The following is a 23,824-nucleotide window of genomic DNA, read 5'->3' on the forward strand; positions in this document are numbered from 1 at the left end:
CCGCTCCGCCCGCCGGGCTTCGCACCGTTCGCCAGGCACTCCGCTCCCGCTGAGGTCTGTGAGGGGAACCCTGAAGGAATCAGATTCCTTCAGGGTTCCCCTCACAGACCTCAGCACCGCGCACCGGCCGGGGCCCCGCCCGCCGATCGGACCGGCCGCCACGAGGAAATCCATGTCGGAACTGTCGGGGGTGTAGGTGAGAATGCATCTCGTGCCTCGTCTCGGTTCCGGTATCCCGCTCGTCGCCCGCACACAGGAGATGCGGCGGCTCCGCGCGGCCTTCGCGCGCGCGGAACGCGGGGAAGCGGGTGCGGTGCTGATCGCGGGCGACGCCGGGGTCGGCAAGACCCGCCTGCTCACCGCGCTCGCCGAGCACGTCGCCGGCTGCGGCGGGCTCGTGCTCACCGGGCGGTGCATCGACGTGCGCGACGGCGGTCTGCCCTACCTGCCGTTCGCCGAGGCGCTCGCGCCGCTCGGGTCGTCGGCCGATCCCGCGGTCGCGGCGGCGGTGCGGGCCCGGTCGGCGCTCGGCATGCTGCTGCCCCAGGGCGGCGAGCCGCGGCCCGCGGCCACCGGCGACCACGGGCAGGTTTCCGAAGGCGAGCGCGAGGGCGTCCGCCGGGTGCGGCCCGAGCAGGACCTCGGCCAGCTTCAGCTTTTCGACGCGGTGCTGGGGGTGCTCACCGAGGTCGGCCAGGACCAGCCGGTGGTCGTCCTGCTCGAAGACCTGCACTGGGCGGATTCCTCCACCCGCAACCTGCTGTCGTTCCTGCTGAGCAGGCTGCGCGCGCAGCGGCTGCTGGTCGTCGGCAGCTATCGCGAGGAGGACGTCCACCGGAGGCATCCGCTGCGCGGCCTGCTGTCCGAACTGGTCCGGCTCAACACCGTGGAACAGGTCGCGCTGGCCCCGTTCGGTCCGGCGGACGCGCGGGCGTTCGTGGCGGCGCTGGCCGAGGAACCGCTGTCGCCGGACGTGGTCGCGGACATCGCCGAACGGTCCGAGGGCAATCCGTTCTTCGTGGAGGAACTCCTCGCCGCCGACGCCGACTGCCGGGATCTTCCCGCCGGGCTCGCCGAAGTCCTCCTCGCCCGGCTGGAACGCTTCCCGGCCGAGACGCGCCGGGTGCTGCGGGTCATCTCGGTGGCCAACGAATCGGTGTCGCACGCGGCGCTCGCGCAGGTCGCGGGCATCGGCGACCTGGAGCTGGACGAGGCGCTGCGCGAGGCGGTGCAGCACCACGTCCTGGTGATCGAAAGCGGTTTCTACACCTTCCGCCACGCCTTGCTGCAGGAAGCGGTCTACGCGGACCTGCTGCCCGGCGAGCGCACGCGGATGCACGCCGGATACGCCGCGCGGATCAAGTCGATGCCGCAAGGCCGCGGCCACGACGCGAAGCTCGCCTTCCACAGCCTGGAAAGCCGGGATTTCGACACCGCTCTAGCCGCTTTGCTCCGTGCCGCGGACGAGGCGGAAAAGCTGGGCGCGCCCGGTGCGGCGTTGCGGCACATCGAGCAGGCACAGTCCATCTGGGACGCCGTGGCGCCGGAGAACCGTCCGGAAGGCATTAACGAGCTGAAGCTGCTCAGCGAGGCCTCTTACTTCGCGGGCACCTCGGGCGAGCCGGAGCGCGCGGTCGCGTACGCGCGTTCAGCCACCGAAGCGCTCAAGCCGGACGCGTCGCCCGAGCATGCGGCGAAGGTCTGGCGTCGGCTGGCCGAAACGCTGCTCACGCTGGAAGGCACGTTCGACGAGGCGGTCCGCGCGATCGAACGGGCCTGGGAGCTGGTCGCGGACCGGGAACCGAGCGGGCCGCGGGCCTGGGTGCTGGCCTCGCGGGCCGGGTTCCAGCGGTTGCGCGATCAGCCGGACGAGGCACTCGCCAGCGCGCACACCGCGGTGGCGAACGCGCGCGCCGTCGGGGCGGTCGGGGCTGAGGCGTCGGCGCTCGTCACGCTCGGCACGCTGGCCGACAGCGCGGGCGACCCGGTCGAGGCCCGCGAGCGGTTGTGCGAAGCCGAACGCAAGGCGCACGATTCGGGCGCGCTGAACGTCGAGATCCGCGCGATGTACTTCCTCGCGCTCAGCTACGACGACCAGGCCGAAATGGAGCTGGCTCTCGCGCACGCCGCGCGCGGGGTGGCGCGGGCGGAGGAAAGCGGGCTCACCTGGAGCACGTACGGGCTGGAGCTGCGCGCCCGGCTGCTGTACCTGCGCTACCTCAGCGGAGACTGGCCGAAGGAGGACGCTGCCGGACGCGCGCGGCGGGGCGTGTCCAGCGCGGTCGCCGCCCGGATCCTGGCCAACTGGGTGCTGTTCCTCGTGGGCCGCGGCCGGTTCGCCGACGCGGCCAAGGCGCTGCCGGCGCTCCGGCAGCAGTGGATGGCCGATCTGCAGATCGCGCTCGCGTCCGGCGACGCCGCGATCGAGCTCGCCGCCTGGCGCGGTGAGCACGCCGAAGCGCTGCGGATCACCGAAGAACTGGTGCAGTGGCTGGAAAAAGTCGAGACCGCGCTGCTCGGCGGCATCCGGATCGTGGCGCTGGCGATCCCGTCGGCCGCCGTGCTCGCCGCCGATGCCCGCGCCAAGGGCGATCAAGCCGCAGCGGACGCTTTCGCGGCGACCGGCCGTCGCCTGCTGGAACACGGCCGTCGCTGCGCTGCGGAGGGACACCCGCGCTCCGGCACGATGGGTCCGGAAGGCCGGGCGTGGCTGGCGAGGATGGAGGCCGCCGCGTCGGCGCTCGAAGGGGCGGCCGATCCGGACCGGTGGGCCGAAGCGGCCGAGGCTTATTCCTACGGCGCGGTCTACGAGCAGGCGGTGTGCCGCTGGCGGCAAGGCGAAGCGCTGCTGGCCGCCGGACGTCCTGGCGCGGCGGAAGCGCTGGAGGCCGCGCATTCGGTCGCGGTGAAGCTCGACGCGGTCCCGCTGCGCGACGCCGTGCGCGACCTGGCGCACCGGGCCCGGATCGAGTTGTCCGGCGTCGAAGCGCCGCCGCCCGAGCGGCCCCAGGTGAACCCGTTGACCGACCGCGAGCGGGACGTGCTGGAGCGCGTCGCGCTCGGCCGCACCAACCGTCAGGTGGGGGAGGAGCTGTACATCAGCGAGAAGACCGTCAGCGTGCACTTGTCCCGCGTGATGGCGAAGCTCGGTGCCAGCCGTCGTGCGGAAGCAGTCGCGATCGCTTACGACCGCGGCCTGCTCACCGCACCCGAGTAAGGGCTCAGCGGCCCGGCAGCCGCCGCAGCAGCTTCATGCTCACGGTCATGAACCGCGTCCACAGCGATCCCGGCACTCCCTTAGGCGGCCGCAACCCCACCGCGCGCTGCACCGCGATCGACTGCGCTTCGGTGTACTTCAACAGTCCTTCGGCGCCGTTCCGCCGCCCAGCACCGGATTCCTTCATCCCGCCCATGGGCACGCCCACGGTCCCGAACGTCGCCGCGTAGCCCTCGTTCACGTTCACCGTGCCCGCCTTCAGCCGTGCGCCGACTTCCCAGCCGGCGCGGCCGTTGCGCGTCCACACGCTCGCGTTCAGCCCGAACGGCGTGTCGTTGGCCCGCTCGATCGCGTCCGTGACATCGCTGAACCCGTAGATCGACACCACCGGTCCGAACGTCTCCGAAGCGAACGGCGTCATCCCCGGCCGCACGTCCGTCAATACTGTCGGCTCGTAGAACAGCGGCCCGAGATCCGGCCGGGCCCGCCCGCCGGTCAGCACCCGCGCGCCCTTTGACCGAGCGTCCTCCACATGCGCCGACACCGTTTCCAGCTGGCTCTGGGACGTCAACGACCCCATCCCGGCGTGGTAATCCAGCGCGCCGCCGAGCCGCAGCGCCGCCGTCCGCGCCACGAACTCGCGGGTGAATTCCTCGCGGATGCTGTCGTGCACGTAAATCCGCTCCACCGACACGCACAGCTGGCCCGCCGACGAGAAGCACGCCGTGACCGCGCCGGCGGCGGACTTGGCGACGTCGGCGTCCGGCAGCACGATCATCGGGTTCTTGCCGCCCAGTTCGAGCGAATAGCTGGTGAGCCGCTGCGCGATCCGGCCGGCCAGGTCCTTGCCGGTCGGCGTGGACCCGGTGAAGCACAGGTAGTCGCATTCCTCCAGCAGCGCGTCGCCGATCCGCGAACCCCGGCCCAGCACGATCTGCCACAACCCGGCAGGCAGCCCGGCTTCCTCGGCCAGTTCCTGCAGCCACAGCGCGGACAGCGCGGTCTGGTTGTCCGGCTTCTGCACCACCGCGTTCCCGGCGACGAGCGCGGGGAAGACGTCCATCGCGGTCAGCGCGAGCGGGTAGTTCCACGGCGAGATGATCCCGACGACGCCCTTGGGGTGCCGCAGCTCGCCCGCGCGCGTCAGGCCCGGGATCACGCCGGGCGCGCGTCGCGGCGACAGGATCTTCGCGCTGTGCTTGCCGTAGTAGGCCGCGACCAGGACGGTGGCGCTGACCTCGTCGAACGCGTCGATCCGGGCCTTGCCGGCTTCCACCTGCACGAGGTCGAGGACCTCCGCCTGCCGCGCGAGCACCAGGTCGTGCAGCCGCAGGAGGAACTGCTGCCGCCGGGCCACCGGCAGCGCCGCCCATTCGCGCTGCGCCTGGCGGGCGTCGGCGAACGCGGCGCGCACCTCGGCGTCGTCGGCCTGGGGGAGCGAGGCGATCGGCTGGCCGGTGAAAGGCGCGGTCATCTGCACCGGCGCGTTGTCGGCGCCGCCGGTCACGCGGGCCACGAGCGCCGCCGCGCGGGCCGCGGACGGAGCGCCCGCCACCCCGCCGACGGTCGCGGGCAGGGACTGGCCGGCGAGGTTCGCCGGGGTCGTACTCGTCATCGAGCGCACCTTCTTCCGTGCGGGGCCGGGTGTTACCGACGAGTACACCATACCGGCGGTATGGACACTAGTCGCCCGAATACAGCAGCACGGCGATCCGCTTCCACTCCTCCAGCAGCTGGCGGCGCCGGCGCGGGTCGCCGCCGAGTTCGGCGTCGAGGGCGAGGCCGCGGGTGAGGTTCACGGTGAGCCAGAACAGCATCTCCGCGCGCTCTTTCGGCAGGTCGCCGGCGACTTCGCTGATGTGCTCCAGGGTCGCCCGGCCCAGCGCGCGGTCCACCGGCCGGATCGCCGCGCGCAGCTCCGGGTCGGTGCGGGCGGCCACCCACAGCTCGGTGACCGCGGTGGACAGCGTGCCCGAGTAGCCCTCCCACAGCAGGTCGATCGCCGCCGCGACGCCGGACGCGCCGCCCGGCAGCGAGCCGAGCGAGGCGGCGAGCTGGGTGCGCAGCTTCGTGGTGAGGTGCTCGACCGCCGCCGCCATCAGCTCGGCCTTCGTGGCGAAGTAGTGCTGCACCGCGCCCTTCGAGACGCCCGCGCGGGTGCAGATCTCCTGCACCGACGCCCGCGAGTACCCGATCTCGACCAGGCAGTCGATCGTCGCGTCCAGCAGGGCGGTGCGCGTCTGCTCGCGGCGTTCGGCCTGGGTGCGGTGTCCCCTGGCGACCTCGGTCATCGCGGCTCCTGCTTTACCTGCCGGACGGATGGGATGTACATTCCGGCTAGAACTTACCTGCCAAGCGTCATGTTTTCCAGTTCGCGGGAGGCGTAGCCGTGCCGTTGCAGACCCAGAAAAGCTCGTGGAGCACCACCGAACTCGAAGACCTCCGGGAGCTGGCCCGGTCGTTCCTGCAGAAGGAATTCGTGCCGAACCAGGAGCGCTGGGCGGCGGAGAAGAAGCTCGACCGGGAGATCTGGACCAAGGCGGGCGAACTCGGCCTGCTGTGCCTGTCGATCCCGGAGGAGTACGGCGGGGGCGGCGGCACCTTCGCGCACGAGGCCGTGCTGTACGAGGAGCAGGCCCGCGCCGGGGACAGCGCGTGGGGCGTCACCGTCCACAGTGGAATCGTCGCGCACTATCTGCTGGCGTACGCGTCGGAGGAGCGCAAGCGCGAGTGGCTGCCGAAGATGGCCACCGGCGAACTGGTCGGCGCGGTCGCGATGACCGAGCCGGGCACTGGTTCAGACCTGCAGAACATCAAGACCCGCGCGGTCCGCGACGGCGACCACTACGTGATCAACGGCGCGAAAACGTTCATCACCAACGGTTTCCACTCCGACCTCGTCGTGGTCGCGTGCAAGACCGACCCGGACGCCGGCGCGCAGGGCGTGTCGCTGATCGTGGTCGAAACCGACACCCCGGGCTTCCGCCGCGGCCGCGTGCTCGACAAGGCCGGGCTCAAGGGCCAGGACACCGCCGAGCTGTTCTTCGACGACGTCCGCGTGCCCGCCGCCAACCTGCTCGGCGACGCCGAGGGCCAGGGCTTCATCCAGCTCATGCTGCAGCTGCCGCAGGAACGGCTGATCATCGCGGTGACCGCGGTGGCCGGGCTCGAAGCCGCGGTGAACCTGACCATCGACTACACCAAGGAACGCACGGCGTTCGGCCGCCCGATCTTCAACTTCCAGAACACGAAGTTCAAGCTCGCCGAGGCGGCGACGGAAGCCGCGGTGTCGCGCGCGTTCCTCGACCAGTGCATCGAACGGCACCTGCGCGGCGAACTCGACGTGCAGGGCGCGGCGATGGCGAAGCTGTGGACCACCGAACGGGTCAACAAGGTGGTCGACGACTGCCTGCAGCTCTTCGGCGGCTACGGCTACATGACCGAGTACCCGATCGCGCGGGCCTGGGCCGACGTGCGGATCTCGCGGATCTTCGGCGGCACCAGCGAGATCATGAAGGAAATCATCTCCCGCACGCTCTGAAATCCGTTGCCGCGAAAGGATTTTCCCGTGAAACAAGGTCCGCTCGCCGGGCTGCGGGTGGTGGAGCTGGCCGGGCTCGCGCCGGCTCCGTTCGCCTGCATGATCCTGGCCGACCTCGGCGCGGACGTGATCCGCGTCGACCGCGCCGCCCCGGGCGCCGACGTCCTCGGCATCCCGAACGACCCGCTCGCCCGCGGCAGGCGCTCGGTCGGCGTGAACACGAAAACGCCCGAGGGCGTCGAACTCGTGCTGAAGCTGGCCGAACGCGCCGACGTGCTGATCGAAGGCTTCCGGCCGGGCGTCGCGGAGCGGATGGGCCTCGGCCCGGAGCAGGTGCACGCGCGCAACCCGCGGCTCGTGTACGGCCGGATGACCGGCTGGGGCCAGGACGGCCCGCTCGCCTCGGCGGCCGGGCACGACATCAACTACATCGGCGTCGCCGGCGCGCTCGACCCGATCGGCCGGGCGGGCGAACGCCCGGTGCCGCCGCTCAACCTGGTCGGCGATTTCGGCGGGGGCGGCCTGATGCTCGCGATGGGCGTGCTGGCCGCGCTGCACGAGCGCACGACGTCCGGGCGCGGCCAGGTCGTGGACGCGTCGATGGTGGAAGGCGCGGCACTGTTGACCACGAGCCTGCACGGAATGCGCGCGGCGGGCGTCTGGCCGGGGGAGCGCGGCGAGAACCTCCTCGACGGCGGCGCGCCGTTCTACGACACCTACGAGACCGCCGACGGCAAGTACGTCGCCATCGGCGCGATCGAGATGCGGTTCTGGGCCGACCTCGTCAAGGTGCTCGGGCTGGAGAACGAGGACCTGCCGATGCATGTGGACCAGAGCCAGTGGCCGCGGCTGCGCAAGATCCTGGCGGAGGCGGTCGGCCGGTTCACCCGCGACGAGCTGGTCGCGCGGGCGGAAGGCACCGACGCGTGCCTCACCGCGGTGCTGTCGCCGTGGGAGGCCGCCGAGCATCCGCAGAACGCGGCGCGCGGAACGTTCGTGGACATCGGCGGCACGGTGCAGCCCGCGCCGGCCCCGCGGTTCGACCGGACGCCCGCCGCTACGCCAGAAGCGCCGCACGAGAAGGGCGCGGACACCGCGGACGTGCTGGCGGACCTGGGATACGACGACGCCGGGGTCGCGGCGCTGCGGGAGGCGGGCGCGGTCTTGTGAGCGCGGAAGCCGGTTCTAACCCAATGCCGGGAACCTAAGCCGCGATTGATGCCCGTCCGACCGTATCTTCACGTCCGTGAGGGGAACCCTGAGGGACTCTGATTCCCTCAGGGTTCCCCTCACGGACCGCAAACCCGCCCCCGGCACCGTCAGCGCCAGCTCAAGCTACGCGGCATTGGGTTCTGACCGGCGTAGGCACTCACAAGTCGGAACGGACCATCGCGTAGAGGATGTGATCCCGCCACTCCCCATCCCGGAAATCGAACCCGCGCAGCACCCCTTCACGGCTGAACCCGGCCTTCTCCAAAGACCGCTGCCCAGCCCGGTTGCCGACCTCCGTGCTGGCCTCGACGCGGTTGAACTGCGTGTGCGCGAACAGGTAGCGCGCGAGCTGCCGCTGCGCCTGCGCGCCGAGGCCGTGCCCGCGCGCCTCCGGCAGCAGGACCATGCCGATGTTCCAGCAGTAGGTGTGCGGGCCGGTCCGCGTGCGATGCCACGACACGAGCCCGAGCGGGCGTTCGCCGAGGACCGGGACAAGCATGCCGTTGTCGGTGGTCAGCATGCCGTTCTCGCGCCAGAGCCGCTGAAGGTACCCGGGGTCGTGCCAGCCGAACCACTGGTGCTCGCCGACCGTCTCCGGGTCGTTGGTCAGCGCCTCCAGCAGCCCGAGATCGGACTCCCGCACCGGGCGAAGAGTCACCGCGCCTTCGTCCATCGCCGGAGCGTACCGGGGCGCCTTCCGGACTTGATCACCCGATGGTGACCGGGGTCACCCCGTCGTGAGCTTTCTGGCTGGATCCACGCCCGCGACGGGCCATTCCGGCGGGTCGTCACTACAGTGGGAGCCGACTCTGCCGAGGCGGGGCCGGCGTCCGACCGGGGGCCGGAGGAGCGGAGGGGGACGGAACCATGTCGAGCGGCCTGAAGAAGATCATCGTCGTCGGAGTGGTCGCGCTCGTGCTGTTCTTCCTGATCACGCAGCCCACCAACTCCGCGGACTTCGTGCACCGCGTGCTCGGCTGGCTCAAGGACGGCGCCGAAGCGATCGTCACCTTCTTCAAGAGCCTCTTCGCCTGACCCGGCCTTTCCGCGCCGCAGGACCGCCGCCGCTCGCCCGTCCGGGCAACTGGTCACGCATCGTCACCGGATCCCGGGATTCGGGCACTTCGCTCGACCATCCGGGTGGATTGGCCCATGAAACCGCCTGGTCACGGAATTTCCGGGGTCCGGGGTATGGCGGAGAAAGCGGGTGCCGCCCTACGGTGCTCACATTGCGTGATCAGCCGGTTCTCCGGTCCCCCGGGAACCGGGTCACGGCGGGTTTTCCGCCCGGTCGCGCGTGGGGTGCCAGTCGTGGACGCGCAACGGGGCAGGTAGTCGAATGCCTGCCCGTCGGGGACCGATGAGGAGGCAGGGATGACCGGAGATCCCGGAGTGGACGCGTTGATCCGGCAGTGGTCGGCCGAGCGCGAGAAGACCCCCGAGGAGCAGGAGGTCGACCGCATCGCCTCGGCCTGGCTGGCCGACGCGCCGGCCGCTCCGCCCGGCATCCCCGGCCAGCGCGCCCGGTCCGGACCCGCCCGCTGGGCCCCGGTCGAAGCCGCCGACCCCGGCTACCTCGACGCGATGCGCGCCCGGCTGCCGGAGGTCCCGGAGGAACTCCTCGTGGCCGCCGCCGGCTGGTGGCAGATGGTCGGCGACGTCGGCGAAGCGCAGCAGTGGTGGGACGCCGGCATCAGCCCGCTGGACCAGCGGGCCCTGGACTACCGGGCGGCCGGTCTCGCGCCGTCCGACCTCGCCCGCCGGCTCGGCCCGATGACGGTCTTGCAGCACCTCCGCCGCGGCAGCGCGCCGGCCTGGTGCGTCGCGCGCCTGGCGCGGCAGCAGAAGCCCGCTTGACAGCTGTGGCGCCTGGCCGGTGCATCCGGCCAGGCACCACGGCGAACTTCGGGTTCTTTCCCCGGCGAAGCCGCTAAAGTGCGGCGGCGGACCAGGGGGAGACCGAAATGCCGATTGCCGAGCTGGCGGCTTGGCGGCGCGAACTGCTGAGCGTGTGCGACGCCGATTTCGACGCCGAGCGGTACATGGAGCTGGCCGACCTGGTCGACGGCGACGAAGGACCCGAAGTGGTCCACACGCTGATCGCGTCGCTGCGAGCCGAGGACGACCACGGCGGCGCTCACCAAGCGGCCTACGGTGCGTTGGAACGATTCCCGCCGAGCGATCTCGTCTCCGGCGCGCTCCTGGCTGCCGCCGATCTGCTTGCCCTCCCGCGAGACAACAGCGGCCAGGTGCTGCAGCTGATCACCCTGCTCGCCGCTCCGCGGGATCTCGACGACTTCCGTCGCGGCTCGCGCCTGCTGGACCCGGATGTGCGGCAGCGGCTCGGCGCCCTCGTCCGCGACCACGAGCAAGACGAATGGCTCGCCGGCGAGCGTTCCTTCGGCACACTGCGGCTTGAACCGTCCACCTGACGGAACCGGACTACCCGGCCGGGTGAACCGGCGTGGCGGGGACCATGGCGATGCGTGCGTAACGCTAACCTGCGCGGGCTCGTTGTGTGTTGCGAACCCCAAGCCATGCTGGAGGACCGGAGTTTCGTGCCCGCCACCGGACAGACCCCCGACACCGCGCGGACCGGGGACGAGACCGCGGCTCCCGCCGCCGCCCCCTCGCCCGCCCGCCGCGGCCACGGCGCCGCGCTCGCGGTGCGGCTCGCCGTCGTCGTCGCGGTGCTCGCGGTCGCGGGCGGCGGGGTCTGGATCGTGACCAGGGCGGCCGCCCCGGAAGCCAGCCCGACCACGACGGACATCCCGGCGCTGAGCGTCAAGGCGGTCGACGTCAAGCCCGGTTCGATCGCGCCGGTCAACGCCGTCGCCGCGGGCGGGGCGGCCGACCAGGGCACCGCGCCGCAGTCGGCCCGCCCGAGCGGCGGCGACCCGCTGCAGGGCTGGGCGGACAAGGTCGCGCCGGTCACCGGCATCCCGGCGCGGGCGGTGCGCGCGTACGGCAACGCGGAACTCGCGATGCGCGAGGTCGACCGCGGCTGCCACATCTCCTGGGCGACGCTCGCCGGCATCGGCCGCATCGAGTCCAACCACGGCCAGTACGGCGGCGCGGTCCTCGGTGCCGACGGCCGCCCGTCGAAGCCGATCATCGGCGTCCCGCTCGACGGCTCCTCCGGGGTCCGCGCGATCAGCGACACCGACGGCGGCCAGCTCGACGGCGACCCGGTCGCGGACCGCGCGGTCGGCCCCATGCAGTTCATCCCGGGCACCTGGCGGAAATGGGCGTCCGACGCCACCGGCGACGGCCGCGCCGACCCGCAGCAGATCGACGACGCCGCCCTCACCGCGGCCCGCTACCTCTGCGCGGGCGGCCGCGACATGGCCAGCCCGGCGGGCTGGTGGGCGGGGATCCTGTCGTACAACAACTCGACGGAGTACGCGCAGAAGGTCTTCGGCCTGGCCGACGGGTACGCCAAGGCCGCGCAAAAGGTCCAGGCGGGCTGACGCTCCCGGCTCCGGGCAGCTTCCTCCCCCTCGCATCCGGCCCGCATGGGTGTCCGTGAGGGGAACCCTGACGGAATCAGAGTCCTGCGGGGTTCCCCTCACGGACTTCCGCGGGGGAAAACTCCGCCGTGGCGTTCGGCGATCAGGGTGGGGCGCCGGTCACGACCTCGCCGCCTCTCAGCAACGCCCGCCCAGGCCAGTGCTAGCGTCGATACCGTGCCCGCACATCCCGGCCCGGCCGCGTCCCCGCTCGGGCGCCGGCTCATGATCGTCGCGACGAGCGTCGTGAGCCTGGCGTTGTGCTGCGGGCTGGCCTGGTGGCAGTGGGACCGGTTCACGTCCGCCACCGGCACCTTCCAGAACCTCGGCTACGTGCTGCAATGGCCGCTTTTCGGGCTCTTCCCGGCGTTCATGTTCTGGCGCATCAAGAAGCTGCGCGAACGCGAAGAGGAAGCCGCCGCAGAACCCCCGGCGCCCGCTCCGGCCCCGGTGCGCGTGCCCGCCCCGCGCCCGGCCGCGGCTCCCGCCGAAGAGGACGACGAACTCGCCGCCTACAACCGCTACCTGCGCGAGCTGAACGCCCGCGACCAGCAGTCCTGAACGCCCGCGGAAGTGAGGACGCTCCCATGACCACCAGCACCGACGGTGCCGCCCCGGCTCGCCAGTCGAAGGTGTCCGGCTCGCTGACCCGGTTCCGCGCCAGCGCGTACGTGACCGGCGTCGGCCTGCTCGCCCTGTGCGTCACCATGATCATCGAGTACGGCTTCGGCAACGCCACGCCCGCCGCGGTGTACTCGCCGATCCACGGCGTGCTCTACATGATCTACCTGGTGCTCACCATCGACCTCGCGATCAAGGCCCGCTGGTCGATCAAGAGCACCGTCCTGGTCCTGCTGGCCGGTTGCGTTCCGTTCGTGTCGTTCGTCGTCGAGCGCCGGGTGACGCACCGGGTGCAGGCCGGGCGCGACATCTTCTGAGCAGCGAAAGACCGCGGCCCCCGGGAACACTTCCCGGGGGCCGCGGTCGTTTGAGCGAGAAGGGTCAGGAGCCGAAGCCGATTCCGGTCAGCGACCGGACCTCCATTTCCGCGTGCTTGGCCGGATCGCCCTTCGACCGGCCGACGAAGGTGCCGATCGCGCCGCACAGGAACGACACCGGGATCGACACCAGGCCCGGGTTCTTCAGCGGGAACCAGTGGAAGTCGACGCTCGGGAAGATCGAGTCCGGCGCGCCCGACACCACCGGCGAGAACAGCACCAGCACGACGCAGGCGATGAGCCCGCCGTAGATGCTCCACAGCGTGCCGGTGGTGTTGAACCGCTTCCAGAACAGCGAGTACAGCAGGGTCGACAGGTTCGCCGACGCCGCCACCGCGAGCGCGAGCGCCACGAGGAACGCGATGTTCTGTCCGTTGGCGAGGATGCCGCCGAGGATGGCGAGCACGCCGATCACGACCGCGGTCAGCCGGGCGACCCGCACCTCGTCCTCCGGTTCCGCCTTGCCGCGCTTCACGACATTCGCGTAGACGTCGTGCGCGAACGAGGCGGACGCGGTCAGCGTCAGCCCGGCCACCACGGCGAGGATCGTCGCGAACGCGACCGCCGAGATGACGCCGAGCAGCACCGTCCCGCCCACGTGCAGGGCCAGCAGCGGCGCGGCCGAGTTCTCGCCGCCGGGCGCGGCCTTGATCTCGTCCGGCCCGACGATCGCCGCCGCGCCGAAGCCGATCACCAGCGTGCACAGGTAGAAGACGAACATGCACGCGGTCGCCCACACCACCGAGCGGCGCGCCTCGCGGGCGTTCGGCACGGTGTAGAAGCGCATCAGCACGTGCGGCAGCGAGGCGACGCCGAGCACCAGCGCCAGCGACAGCGACACGAAATCGAGCTTCGTGGTCCCGTTGGCGCCGTAGGAACCGCCGGGGGACAGCAGGTCCTTGCCCATCGGGCTGCGGTCGGCGGCCGCGCGCAGCAGGCTGGAGAAGTTGAAGCCGTACTTGCCCATCAGGAACACGGTGATCAGCGAGGCCGCGGTGAGCAGGATGGTGGCCTTGATGATCTGCACCCAGGTAGTGCCCTTCATGCCGCCGAGCAGCACGTAGGAGATCATCACCAGCCCGACCACGGTGATCACGACCGCCTGGCCCCACTTCGAGTGGACGTCCAGCAGCAGCGCGACCAGGCCGCCCGCGCCCGCCATCTGCGCGAGCATGTAGAAGAAGGAGATCACCAGCGTCGACGTGGCCGACGCGGCGCGCACCGGGCGCTGCTTCATCCGGAAGCTGAGCACGTCGCCCATGGTGAAGCGGCCGGTGTTGCGCAGCAGTTCCGCGAGCAGCAGCAGGTCGACCAGCCACGCGACGAGGAAGCCGATGGAGTAGAGGAAGCCGTCGTAGCCGTTGATCGCGATCGCGCCGGCGATGCCGAGGAACGAGGCCGCGGACAGGAAGTCGCCGGACAGCGCGACGCCGTTCTGCCTTCCGGTGAAGGCGCTGTCGGCGGTGTAGTAGCCCGACGTGGACGAGCGGCGGTTGCCCGCGCGGTACACCACGAACAGGGTGATCGCGACGAACAGCGCGAACACCCCGGTGTTGATCAACGGGTTGCTCGCCGAAGCTCCTTCGGCGAGCGAAGCGGTAGTCACTGAGGGGTTCCTTCCGTGACGGCGGCCTGCGCGCGGATCTCTTCGGCGCGCGGGTCCATCTCGCGGTCGGCGAAGCGGACGTACAGCGCGGTGATCGCCGCGGTGGTGACGAACTGGCCGAGGCCGAGCAGCATGCCGACGTTGACCAGGCCGAAGACCGGCGTGCTCATGAACTCGCCCGCGTAGGCGGCGAGCACGACGTAGACGAGGTACCAGGCGAAGAACCCGATGCTCATCGGGAAGACGAACCGGCGGAACCGGCCGCGCAGCGCGCGGAACTGGGGGCTGCGCTGGATCTGCTCGTAGTCCGGGCCGCGCTTGCGGCGCCTGCCCCGCGGGGCGGGGCCGCCTCCTTCGCGGTCGAACAGCGCGGGCATCTGGCCGGTGTCCTCGGTCGCGGCGGTCGGCCCGGTGGTGCGCGCGACGTTGTGCATGGCTGCCTCCGGCAACTTGCGCGATGGGTGGCGGCGGGCGGCGTTCGGAGAAGCGCCCGGATCGCCCTTGCGGACTGGGAGGCGGCCATAGTAACGACGCCGCCGGAACGCGGAAAAAGCCGGTTCGGAAGGGCACCGGAAATTCCTTTTCGCCCGGGAAATAGCGCAAAACGCCGCGTCCGGGCAGATCACAGGCTGATCACTCGGAATAGTGAGCGCGGATGTCACGGCGAGTCGCGGTACGCCGTCCGGGTTGCGGCAGACGGCGGAGTGACGGGCCGGTCAAGATCCACTACGGTGACCGGTCGTAGCCGCCGGGCGGGGCGGCCGCTCCGCTTCGGCGGGCAGGTCCGCGTCCGGGCGGGGATTCCCAGGCAGGGAAGGGAGGCTGGCAAAAATCACCGGGTCGAGCGGCGCGTCGCTGCATCTCCACAACATCGGGTTCAACTTCCGGGGGCACCCACCCGATGGGGGCACGGAGCGTAGTCCCATCGAGGGTGCCGCTTACCCTGTGTGGGCTAATCGGGTGACGGCCGGACGCTCCGGGCGAGAGCGCCGGGTAACCGGAATTCCGTTGCCGGGCGATCGTTCCCGAATCCGCGGCGCCGAGTCCGCGCAGTCCGACTATTTTCCCAGGTCAGCACCCCGATGCGGAACGCAATAACGCAGGCGGCGATTGGTGTACGATTCTTTGGCCCCAGCCGCCCGCAGCGATCGATAAGGCGCAGACAAGTTGATCTCGACCACCGCCGTGCAGTCCGCAACTTGCGTCGTGCACGTGCATAGTCCCGGGAAGCCGATCGCCGACCGGGCCGGTGCCGGATCAGCCCCGCCGTGCCCGCCGGTCGGCCGCGCGGGCAGGCGGACCGCGGGGCGCCGGGCCGGGAGCGCGTGCCGCGCCGGCCGCGCGCAGAACCGCGGGAACCGCCGACTGGCAGCCACGACGCCGGACAGGGAGTCACTTTCGTGACCGTTGCAGGAGAAGGCCAAGTGCCTGTGGAGAAGCTGCTCGGCCGCCCGCCCAAGCGGCCGCGCTGGTCGTCGGGCTGGCGGTCGGCGCTGCGCTGGCGGGACTGGAGCCTTCCGGTCAAGCTGTCCGCGGTCACGATCGTCCCCATCGTGCTCGCGCTCGTCCTCGGCATCACCGCCATCGCGGGCCAGGTCTCGCGGTCGAGCGACTACCAGCGGATCGACCGGCTCGTCGCGCTGAGCACCCAGCTGCGCGCGCTCACCGACGGGCTGCAGCGCGAACGCACCCAGACCGCTTCCCAGCTGACCGCGGGAACCTCGGGGGTCACCCCCGAACTGAAGGCCGCCCGCGCGGCCACCGACGCGGCGGTCGCGCCGTTCACCGAGGCGGCCGCCAGGGTCGGGGCCGACGGCTCCAGCGTGTCCGGCGCGGTGAACTCGGCGACCGCGCAGGTCAACGAGATCGCGGTGATCCGCCAGCAGGTCGGGGCCGGCCTGCTGAACGCGGCCGAGGCGGTGGGCGACTACAACGCCGTCACCACCGCGCTGATCGCCGCCGACACCGCGGTGTCGGCGGGCGCGAGCGCCGACGCGCTCGGCAGCACCCCGAGCGCGCTGCACGACCTCGAAGCGGCGAAGGAACAGGTGTCGGTCACCCAGTCCCTGGTCGCCTACGGCATCTCCGCGGGGACGCTCACCCCGCAGCAGCTGAGCGACGTGCGCGAAGCGGAGCTGCGTTTCGACGACCGCGTCGCCGACTTCAACGCGGCCGCGACCGCGCCACAGCGCCAGGACTTCGAGAGCACGCTCAAGCCGGACACCTCTTACGACCGCAAGCGGATGCTCGGCACCGTGCTCGGCGGACAGGGCGGCTCCACCGACGACGCGCTCAAGCGGATTTCGCCGCAGGAGTGGAACAAGGCCTCGAGCGCGGTGACCGCGCAGCTGACCGAAGTCTCCGGCCGGATGAGCACCGACCTCACCGCGGCGTCGTCCGCGCTGGTGGAGGACGCGGGCAGCAGCGCCGGTCTGCTGGCAGTGCTGCTGTTCGCGGCGCTCGCCGCGGCGGCCGCGGTCGTGTTCGTCATCGCCCGCCAGCTGCTGCGCTCGCTGAAGGTCCTGCGGCGCAGCGCGCTGGACGTCGCGGAGAAGGACCTGCCCGAGGCGGTCCGCAACATCCAGGAGGGCCGCGCGCAGAGCGTCGAGGTCGAGCCGGTGCCGGTCCAGGTGCAGGACGAGGTCGGCGAGGTCGCGCGGGCGTTCGAGAAGGTGCACAGCCAGGCGCTGCGGCTGGCGACCGAGCAGGCCGCCATGCGCGCCGGCTACTCCAGCGTGTTCGTCAACCTGTCGCGGCGCAGCCAGAGCCTTGTGCAGCGGCAGCTGCAGCTGATCGAGCGGCTGGAGCGCGACGAGGAGGACGCCGACCAGCTCGCCACGCTGTTCCAGCTCGACCACCTCGCCACCCGGATGCGGCGCAACAACGAGAACCTGATGGTCCTCTCCGGGGCCGAGCCGGGCCGCCGCTCCGGCCAGCCGGTCGCCACGCACGACGTGCTGCGCGCCGCGGTGTCGGAAATCGAGCAGTACCAGCGGGTTTCGGTGCAGCACCCGCCCGCGGTGAAGATCGTCGGGTTCGCCGCGAGCGACGTCCAGCGGCTCATCGCGGAGCTGCTCGACAACGCGACCGCGTTCTCCGCGCCGGAAACCCAGGTCACGGTCGCGACGCGGCTCGCCGAGGACGGTTCGCTCAACGTCGACATCCTCGACAAGGGCATCGGCATGAACGAGTACGAGGTGGTGGAGGCCAACGGCCGGCTCACCGACTCGGGCTCGGTCGACCTCGCGACCTCGCGCCGGATGGGCCTGTTCGTGGTCGGCCGCCTCGCCGGCCGCCACCGCATCGGCGTTTCGCTGCACGGCGGCAAGGACATCGTCGGCGTGCGGGCCACCGTGGTGGTGCCGCCGGAACTGGTGATGACCGGCCTGGCCGCGGTGCCGGGCGACCGGTCGGAACCCGGGGCGCTGCCCGGTCCCAAGGCGAGCCTCGCCGCTCCGCCCGCCGCGCCGGGAGGACTTCCGCGCCGGCAGCGCCCGGCCGCCAACGGGTCGGCCGTGCCGGGTCTCGTTCCGCAGCAGGGCAGCAACTCCGAGGAAACGCAGCGGTGGCCGTCGGCGGGCGACCTCGCCGGCTTCTCCGGGGACCAGGTCGCGCGACCGCCGTCGGACCTCGAGGTGTCCGGCACCGCGCTGTTCAGCCCGATCCCGCGCGACGACGACACGCCCGCCCCGCCGCCGCCCGCGCCGAAGCTGCCGCAGATCGTCGACGTCCCGCCGCCGCGCCCGGAGCCCGCGCCGGAACCGGCCGCGGAAACCCGCGACGAGCGCGACGGCGAACTGCCCTCGGGCAAGGACCTGTTCTCCGCGGCCAACGCGACGACGCTGAGCGACTGGTGGAACCAGGCCGCGCAGCAGGTGCCGGAGGTGCCGCCGCCGTCCGCGGCCGAGACGACGATCGAGAACACGCCGATCTTCGACGAGATGCTGTCGGCCTGGTTCCGTTCGCCCGCGCAGCCGCCGCCCGCCGCCGCGCCCGCCGCTCCGTCCGCTTCGGACTCTTCCGATGCCGACGGTTCGGATGAGGAGCAGCAGCAGCGCAACTGGGATTTCGCGAGCGACGAAAACTGGCGCACGGTGCAGGCACTGTCCCAGGTGGAGCCGACCGCGTTCACGAAGTCGGGTCTTCCCCGGCGGCGTCGCGGCGAACAGCTCATGCCGGGCAGCGCCACGCCGGAGCAGGCGGCTCCCGCGGCCGAGACGCAGAGCAGTGGTGTCTCGGACCTTCCGGTCCGCGACCCGGCGGACGTGCGGGGCCGGCTCAACAGCTTCCAGCGCGGGGTGACCCGCGGCAGGCAGGAGGTCCGCGGGACCGCCGAGCCGGAAACCGCGGGCAGCACTCCGGATTCGGCGGGCGCCGCGGAGCAGGCCGCCGCGCCGGAGGTCCCGCGCGGGCACAACGAGGCGGCCCGGCGGCGGCAGACGGTCGCGGGGGCGTTCGGCGCTCCGGCGGACCAGAACCGTCCCGGCGGGATGCCGCGGCGCACCCCGGGCACGGACGCCCCGTCCGGGTTCGGCGGACGGCCCGCCGGCGCGGGGTCTTCGGACGAGACGGCTCCCGTCCCGGCCGTGCCCCCTGCGTTCGACCCGGACGGCGGATGGCCGCGCCAGTCCCCGGCCGCGCGCACGGAACTGCCCGCGCCGCAACCGGACCGGACGGTCCGGCCGGAGAAGCCGGACAACCTGCCGACCCGCCGCAAGGGCGCGAGCAGCCTCCCGCCCGCCCCGCCGTCGGCCGACCCGAACCAGGTCCCGGCCGCGGTGGCCGGGCTCGAAGCGGCGGTCTCCGGCACCGGCCAGACCCCGGCGTCGCAGGCGGCGCAGGCTTCGGCCAACGGCCAGGCCGCCGCGGAGGAGACGGACAGCCCGGCTTCGGCGAACGGGCAGGCTTCCGGGTCTTCCGCGCCTGCCTCGTCGCCGAGTACGGAGCAGACCTCGCTGTGGGGCCCGCCCGCCGAGAAACCGGTGCCGGGCAAGGCTTCGCCGCTGACGACGTGGCGCAGCGCCGCACAGCCTCCGGCCGCCGCGCCGGGCCCGCAGGCCGAGAAGAGCGCGGCGGCGGACCCGGCCCCGGCCCCGGCTTCGGCGCAGGGGCTGGGCCAGACCCGGGTGCCGGGCCAGAACCTCCCTGGCCAGACCGGAACGCCGGGCCAGACCGGAACGCAAGGGCAGTCCGCGACATCGGGCCAGACCGCGGTGCCGGGCCAGACCGCGGTGCCGGGTCAAGCCGCGGTGCCGGGCCAGACCGCCGCGGCCCCGGTGAAGACCGGCCTCTGGGGCCAGCCGCTGGTGCCGGGACAGGTCCCGTCGCGGCAGTCCTCCGCCGGAGCGGACACCCCGGCCGCCCCGGCCCCGCAGACCCCGTCCGCGCCGAGCGGCTCGGACGGTTCGGCAAGCCCCTCCCCGGGGCCCGCCGAAGCCACCGCCGAGTGGAACTTCGGTTCCGACGAGGGGTGGCGGACCGTCCAGTCGGTGTCCCAGTCGACGCCCGCTTCGTTCACTTCGGCAGGATTGCCCCGGCGCCGTCGAGGAGAACAGCTTCTTCCCGGCAGCGCACCGCCGCCCGCCGGGTCGGCGAGCCCCCGTCCGTCCCGCGACGCGCACGACGTGCGCGGTCGCCTGAGCAGTTTCCAGCAGGGGATCCAGCGCGGCAGGCACCGCACCGCGCAGGCCGCTGAGACGAACCACGAAACATTGGAGGGTGAATGACCTCGCCGAATGCGGCCCAGCCGCAGCAGAACCAGTTCGGCTGGCTGGTGAACGACTTCGCCGACCGCGTCCCGGGCGTCGCGCACGCGGTCGTCGTGTCGGCCGACGGTCTTCTGCTGACGGCCTCCAACCGGCTGCCGCTCGACCGCGCCGACCAGCTCGCCGCCGTGGCGTCCGGGCTCGTCAGCCTCACCCAGGGCGCCGCCCGGTGCTTCGAGGCGGGCTCGGTGCGCGAGACCGTCGTCGAGATGGAACTCGGCATCATGGTGCTGATGTCCATCAGCGACGGCTCGTGCCTGGCGATCCTCGCCGCGCCGAACTGCGACATCGGGCAGGTCGCCTACGAGATGACGATGCTCGTCGACCGCGTCGGCCAGATCCTGACCCCCGAGCTGCGCGCGCAGCTGCAGGGCGCCGGGGGCTCGCTGATCGGCGAACCGGTGGGATGATGGCGCGATGAGCCAGGGGTCCGGATTGTTCGGCGAAGAGCCCGGTGCCGGCGGCGAGCCCCCGCGCGGGGACGAGCCCGCCGCCGGGGACGACGGCACGTTCGCCGACGTCCTCAACGGGTTCAGCCTTGATTCGGGCCGCTCGCGCAGAAAACGGAAGAAGAGCGGCAAAGAAACGAAGGAATCCCAGTCCTCAGCGCCGCCCGCCGCGGGAGCGCACGCGGCAGCGGACCCGCCGCCGGCCCCCGTGCCGCCGGCCGACCAAGGAGATGGTGTGACCTCTCTCGTCTCTCCACCGGGCAGTACGGACTCCGACGGCCCCAGACCAGGCGGGCTCTTCGACCCCGGACCGCCGAGCGGCGAGTTCTCGATGCCGTCGGCGATCGTCCGCCCCGAGCGCCACGATCGGGTGGACCCGGCCGAGGAGACGTCGATCGTGCGCCCGTACGCTCTCACCGGCGGGCGCACCCGGGCGAACTACGCGCTCGAACTGGAGACCCTGATCTCCACGAAGGACCATGTCGCCGCGGGAGGATTCCCGCAGGCGGCGGCGGAACAGATCGAGAGCATCTCGATCATGGAAGCGTGCCGGACCCCGCGTTCGGTGGCGGAGATCGCCGCGGTGCTGTCGGTGCCGCTGGGGGTGGCACGGGTGCTGATCAGCGACGCGGCCGACGCCGGCCTCGTCACCGTGCACCGGACGATCTCGGGCCAGGACGGCGCCGAAGCACACTTGATGTTGATGGAAAGGGTTTTGAGTGGACTCCGTCGGCTTTAAGGCACCGCGGGAAACCGCGCCCCCGACCATGACATCGGCGAAGATCGTGGTGGCGGGCGGCTTCGGAGCGGGCAAGACGACTTTCGTGGGCTCGGTGTCGGAAATCGTTCCGCTCACCACCGAGGCGATGATGACCGACGCCAGCCGCGGCATCGACAACCTCGACCAGACCCCGCACAAGACGACCACCACGGTCGCCATGGACTTCGGCCGCGTCTCCCTCGACGCCGACCTGATCCTCTACCTGTTCGGCACGCCCGGCCAGCAGCGGTTCTGGTTCATGTGGGACGACCTGGTGCGGGGTGCGATCGGGGCGGTGGTGCTCGCGGATACTCGGCGGCTGGCGGATTCGTTCGCGCCGATCGACTTCTTCGAGGACCGCGGGCTGCCTTATATCGTGGGTGTTAATACGTTTGATGGGGTGCTGGAGCACGACATCAATGACGTGCGGGAAGCGCTGTCTATTGATTCCAGCATTCCGATTGTGCGGTGTGACGCTCGGGAGCGGGAGTCGACCAAGCAGACGCTGATCACGCTCGTTGAGTATGCGATGCGGCAGTGGATCGCGTTGAGGGCGGCTAAGGCACATCAGTAATTTTGGCGCCGACTCCGTCGTCGCGGCGGGATCGCCTTTGAGTCGGCGTCTGGAGGGCAGTGCACCCGGCCTGGGGGCCGTGCGCACTGCCCTCCAGACGCCGACGCGATCCCGCGTTGTAGTCGGGTCTAGAGATCAGCGCTCGGCGCGGTAGTGGAGTAGGGCGACTGTGCCGTCTAGGGTGCGCGACTCGACCAGCCGCAAGCCGATGCGGTCGGAGTCGTTGGCGAAGGGGCGTTTGTCGCCGCCCAGGATTACTGGGTGGACGCAGACCAGGTATTCGTCGATGAGTCCGCGGCGGCCTAGTTCCGCGGCTAGGGTGTAGCCGCCCATCAGGAGGATGTCGCCGGCGGCTTTGTGCTTGGCGACTTCTTCGGTTAGGTCGCCGGCCGCGATGTGGGTGTTCCAAGCGGCTGACGCAAGGGTGCGGGAGAAGACCAGTTTCGGCTTTTCCCGCCAGATCGGGGCGAAGGCCAGGTCGTGCGGGTGATCCGAGATCGACTCTACGTCGGGCCAGTAGCTCGACATCATTTCCCATACGCGGCGGCCGTAGGCGAACATTCCGGCGCGTTGCGATAAGTCGTTGGCGTAGCCGGACAGTTCTGGGCCCATCTGGGGCCAGTCGAACTCTCCGGCGGGGCCTTCTACGCAGCCGTCCAGGGACGTGTGGACCAGGTAGACCAGGTTGGCCATGGCGGGCTCGCTTCCGTGATGAGGGCCAGTTACCGAGAGGGTCGGAGCCGGGGTGGCCGTCTGGACATCGGGCCGCGGAAATTTTTCAGTACTCGTCGTGGCGGCGCCACCAGCTGCTCGGGGCGTCGGTGCCGTGGGGCTCTTCCTCCCAGGCCTCCTGCCTGCCGAACGGGGTGACGTCCAGGTAGCGCAGGGTCGAGACGAACTGGTCGCCGCCGCGGCCGTCGGTGAAGTAGGTGCGGTACACGTCGTCGCCGTCGCGGAGGAAGACGCTCAGGCCGAAACCGCCGTCGATGCCGCAGTCCGCGGGGAAATCCGTGCCATGCGCCGACGCCCACGGGAGGGTCCAGCCCATCCGGGACCAGTAGCGCTCGATTTCGGGGGCGGTGGCGGGGGCGACGATCTTGAGGGTCGCGTCGCGGGCGTGCAGGTGGGCGGGGTGGCCCATGGAGTCGACCAGCATCGAGCAGCCCGGGCAGCCTGCTTCGTTGCCGGGGCCCAGCATGAAGTGGTAGACGAGCAGCTGACGGCGGCCTTCGAAGAGGTCCAGCAGGCTTTGGCGGCCGTCGGGAGTGGTGAATGCGTAGTCCTTTGCGAAGCGGACCATGGGCATGCGGCGGCGTTCGGCGGCCAATCGGTCGCCGGCGCGAGTGTGCTCTTTTTCCTTGCGCAGCAAGGATTCGCGGGCGCTGGCCCATTCCTCGGGCGTGACGACGCGGGGGAGTGCGACGGTCATTTCAGTTCCTCCAGGATGTGGTCGAGATCTTCGAAACCGGACTGCCAGCCATCGCTGTGCCCGTCCCGCTCGGCTTCGTTCGGGAACGGAGCCTGATGGAACGTCATCGAGGTCTTCCCTGCCAGCTCGGCGAAATCGATGGTCACGAGCGTTTCGCCGACTTCGTCCTCCGGGTGCTGCCAGCGGAAGGTGAACACGAGCCGGGACGGCGCCGAGACCTCGCGGTAGACGCCGGACACCCGCCGGTCGATGCCCTGCTCGGCGCTGGTGATCCGGCTGTGCCAGGTGCCGCCGGGCCGCGGGTCCGTGCGGGTCTCGGACGCGACGAAGCCGTGCGGGCCGAACCAGCTCGCGAGATGCGCCGGGTCGGTCCAGGCCTGGAACACCAGATCCCGCGGTGCGTCGAAGACCCGCACGATGGTCAGCTCGCTCATTCGTCCCCCTCCTGCAGTTGCCGCAGGTGCTCGTCCAAGCGGTCGAATCCGGACTCCCAGAACTGCCGGTACTCGGCGACCCAGCCGGCCACGTCGGCCAGCGGGCCCGCCTCCAGTCGGCAGGGGCGCCATTGCCGGGTGCGGCCGCGGCTGATCAGCCCGGCCTGTTCCAGCACCTTCAGGTGCTTCGACACCGCCTGCAGGCTCACCTCGAATGGCGCGGCCAGCTCGTTGACGGTGGCCTCGCCGCGGGTGAGGCGGGCGAGGATCGCGCGCCGGGTCGGATCGGCCAGTGCGGCGAAAGTGGTGCTCAGCTGGTCTGCGGACATC

At 71.5% G+C, this 23,824-nt stretch carries 22 protein-coding genes; 13 read left to right on the plus strand and 9 right to left on the minus strand.

Annotated elements, in window-relative coordinates; translation table 11 throughout:
- Positions 1–202: 202 nt before the first annotated feature.
- Positions 203–3,217, plus strand: coding sequence for a helix-turn-helix transcriptional regulator (locus ACFSVL_RS42075; protein ID WP_378312984.1), 3,015 nt, complete (start codon positions 203–205; stop codon positions 3,215–3,217).
- A 4-nt stretch (positions 3,218–3,221) separates the two neighbouring features.
- Here the strand turns inward: ACFSVL_RS42075 and ACFSVL_RS42080 are convergent, their stop codons facing one another.
- Both ACFSVL_RS42080 and ACFSVL_RS42085 read right to left on the minus strand, forming a co-directional pair.
- Positions 3,222–4,832, minus strand: coding sequence for a succinic semialdehyde dehydrogenase (locus ACFSVL_RS42080; RefSeq protein WP_378312986.1), 1,611 nt, complete (start codon positions 4,830–4,832; stop codon positions 3,222–3,224).
- A gap of 67 nt (positions 4,833–4,899) precedes the next feature.
- Entirely contained in the window at positions 4,900–5,508 is a 609-nt protein-coding gene (locus ACFSVL_RS42085) for a TetR/AcrR family transcriptional regulator (protein ID WP_344267802.1), read from the minus strand.
- A gap of 98 nt (positions 5,509–5,606) precedes the next feature.
- Between ACFSVL_RS42085 and ACFSVL_RS42090 the strand changes: the two genes are divergently transcribed.
- On the plus strand, positions 5,607–6,758 hold the full coding sequence (locus ACFSVL_RS42090; RefSeq protein ID WP_378312988.1) for an acyl-CoA dehydrogenase family protein: 1,152 nt from the start codon (positions 5,607–5,609) through the stop codon (positions 6,756–6,758).
- Positions 6,759–6,785: 27 nt separating this feature from the next.
- The gene (locus ACFSVL_RS42095; protein WP_378312989.1) at positions 6,786–7,928 is read left to right on the plus strand and encodes a CaiB/BaiF CoA transferase family protein; all 1,143 of its coding nucleotides are present in this window, start codon (positions 6,786–6,788) and stop codon (positions 7,926–7,928) included.
- 199 nt (positions 7,929–8,127) lie between these two features.
- Here ACFSVL_RS42095 and ACFSVL_RS42100 read toward each other — a convergent pair whose 3' ends face one another.
- The gene (locus tag ACFSVL_RS42100) at positions 8,128–8,643 is read right to left on the minus strand and encodes a GNAT family N-acetyltransferase (RefSeq protein WP_378312991.1); all 516 of its coding nucleotides are present in this window, start codon (positions 8,641–8,643) and stop codon (positions 8,128–8,130) included.
- 194 nt (positions 8,644–8,837) lie between these two features.
- Between ACFSVL_RS42100 and ACFSVL_RS42105 the strand changes: the two genes are divergently transcribed.
- From ACFSVL_RS42105 to ACFSVL_RS42130, 6 genes are all read left to right on the plus strand, one after another.
- Complete coding sequence (locus tag ACFSVL_RS42105) at positions 8,838–9,005, plus strand: hypothetical protein (RefSeq protein ID WP_167441848.1); 168 nt, start codon at positions 8,838–8,840, stop codon at positions 9,003–9,005.
- Positions 9,006–9,344: 339 nt separating this feature from the next.
- A complete protein-coding gene (locus ACFSVL_RS42110; RefSeq protein ID WP_378312993.1) occupies positions 9,345–9,827 on the plus strand; it encodes a helix-turn-helix transcriptional regulator in 483 nt (160 codons plus the stop codon).
- A gap of 107 nt (positions 9,828–9,934) precedes the next feature.
- Positions 9,935–10,402: a hypothetical protein gene (locus tag ACFSVL_RS42115; protein ID WP_378312995.1), complete on the plus strand. Its 468-nt coding sequence runs from the start codon at positions 9,935–9,937 to the stop codon at positions 10,400–10,402.
- 105 nt (positions 10,403–10,507) lie between these two features.
- On the plus strand, positions 10,508–11,440 hold the full coding sequence (locus ACFSVL_RS42120) for a lytic transglycosylase domain-containing protein (RefSeq protein WP_378312997.1): 933 nt from the start codon (positions 10,508–10,510) through the stop codon (positions 11,438–11,440).
- A 264-nt stretch (positions 11,441–11,704) separates the two neighbouring features.
- Positions 11,705–12,040 (plus strand): hypothetical protein, encoded by a 336-nt coding sequence (locus tag ACFSVL_RS42125; RefSeq protein WP_378313216.1) that lies wholly within the window; start codon positions 11,705–11,707, stop codon positions 12,038–12,040.
- Between the two features lie 26 nt (positions 12,041–12,066).
- Positions 12,067–12,417, plus strand: a complete 351-nt coding sequence (locus ACFSVL_RS42130; protein ID WP_378312999.1) for a DUF3817 domain-containing protein — start codon at positions 12,067–12,069, stop codon at positions 12,415–12,417.
- Between the two features lie 64 nt (positions 12,418–12,481).
- Here the strand turns inward: ACFSVL_RS42130 and ACFSVL_RS42135 are convergent, their stop codons facing one another.
- Positions 12,482–14,083: a solute symporter family protein gene (locus ACFSVL_RS42135; RefSeq protein ID WP_378313001.1), complete on the minus strand. Its 1,602-nt coding sequence runs from the start codon at positions 14,081–14,083 to the stop codon at positions 12,482–12,484.
- Complete coding sequence (locus ACFSVL_RS42140) at positions 14,080–14,517, minus strand: DUF485 domain-containing protein (protein WP_378313002.1); 438 nt, start codon at positions 14,515–14,517, stop codon at positions 14,080–14,082. The genes ACFSVL_RS42135 and ACFSVL_RS42140 overlap by 4 nt, the downstream gene beginning before the upstream one ends.
- A gap of 966 nt (positions 14,518–15,483) precedes the next feature.
- Between ACFSVL_RS42140 and ACFSVL_RS42145 the strand changes: the two genes are divergently transcribed.
- Genes ACFSVL_RS42145 through ACFSVL_RS42160 form a run of 4 tightly spaced genes read left to right on the plus strand, consistent with a single transcriptional unit; the run spans position 15,484 to position 21,631 of the window.
- Positions 15,484–19,809 carry a sensor histidine kinase gene (locus ACFSVL_RS42145; protein WP_378313004.1) on the plus strand — a complete coding sequence of 1,442 codons (4,326 nt, stop codon included), beginning with the start codon at positions 15,484–15,486 and terminating at the stop codon, positions 19,807–19,809.
- A complete protein-coding gene (locus ACFSVL_RS42150) occupies positions 19,806–20,258 on the plus strand; it encodes a roadblock/LC7 domain-containing protein (protein ID WP_037809909.1) in 453 nt (150 codons plus the stop codon). The genes ACFSVL_RS42145 and ACFSVL_RS42150 overlap by 4 nt, the downstream gene beginning before the upstream one ends.
- Positions 20,259–20,265: 7 nt before the next feature.
- Entirely contained in the window at positions 20,266–21,036 is a 771-nt protein-coding gene (locus tag ACFSVL_RS42155; protein ID WP_378313005.1) for a DUF742 domain-containing protein, read from the plus strand.
- Entirely contained in the window at positions 21,017–21,631 is a 615-nt protein-coding gene (locus ACFSVL_RS42160) for a GTP-binding protein (RefSeq protein ID WP_116205993.1), read from the plus strand. Before ACFSVL_RS42155 ends, ACFSVL_RS42160 begins: the two co-directional genes overlap by 20 nt.
- Before the next feature lie 135 nt (positions 21,632–21,766).
- On the opposite strand, the gene ACFSVL_RS42165 is transcribed toward ACFSVL_RS42160, so the two are convergent.
- The 4 genes from ACFSVL_RS42165 to ACFSVL_RS42180 all read right to left on the minus strand — a co-directional run bounded on the left by ACFSVL_RS42165 (position 21,767) and on the right by ACFSVL_RS42180 (position 23,823).
- A complete protein-coding gene (locus tag ACFSVL_RS42165) occupies positions 21,767–22,324 on the minus strand; it encodes a dihydrofolate reductase family protein (protein ID WP_378313007.1) in 558 nt (185 codons plus the stop codon).
- Between the two features lie 85 nt (positions 22,325–22,409).
- On the minus strand, positions 22,410–23,060 hold the full coding sequence (locus ACFSVL_RS42170; protein ID WP_378313009.1) for a DUF899 domain-containing protein: 651 nt from the start codon (positions 23,058–23,060) through the stop codon (positions 22,410–22,412).
- Positions 23,057–23,494, minus strand: coding sequence for an SRPBCC family protein (locus tag ACFSVL_RS42175; RefSeq protein WP_378313011.1), 438 nt, complete (start codon positions 23,492–23,494; stop codon positions 23,057–23,059). The genes ACFSVL_RS42170 and ACFSVL_RS42175 overlap by 4 nt, the downstream gene beginning before the upstream one ends.
- Positions 23,491–23,823 carry an ArsR/SmtB family transcription factor gene (locus tag ACFSVL_RS42180; RefSeq protein WP_378313013.1) on the minus strand — a complete coding sequence of 111 codons (333 nt, stop codon included), beginning with the start codon at positions 23,821–23,823 and terminating at the stop codon, positions 23,491–23,493. The genes ACFSVL_RS42175 and ACFSVL_RS42180 overlap by 4 nt, the downstream gene beginning before the upstream one ends.
- Between the last annotated feature and the right edge of the window lies 1 nt (position 23,824).

Origin of the sequence: Amycolatopsis silviterrae (assembly GCF_042684085.1) — a bacterium.
GTDB classification, from domain to species: Bacteria; Actinomycetota; Actinomycetes; order Mycobacteriales; family Pseudonocardiaceae; genus Amycolatopsis; species Amycolatopsis silviterrae.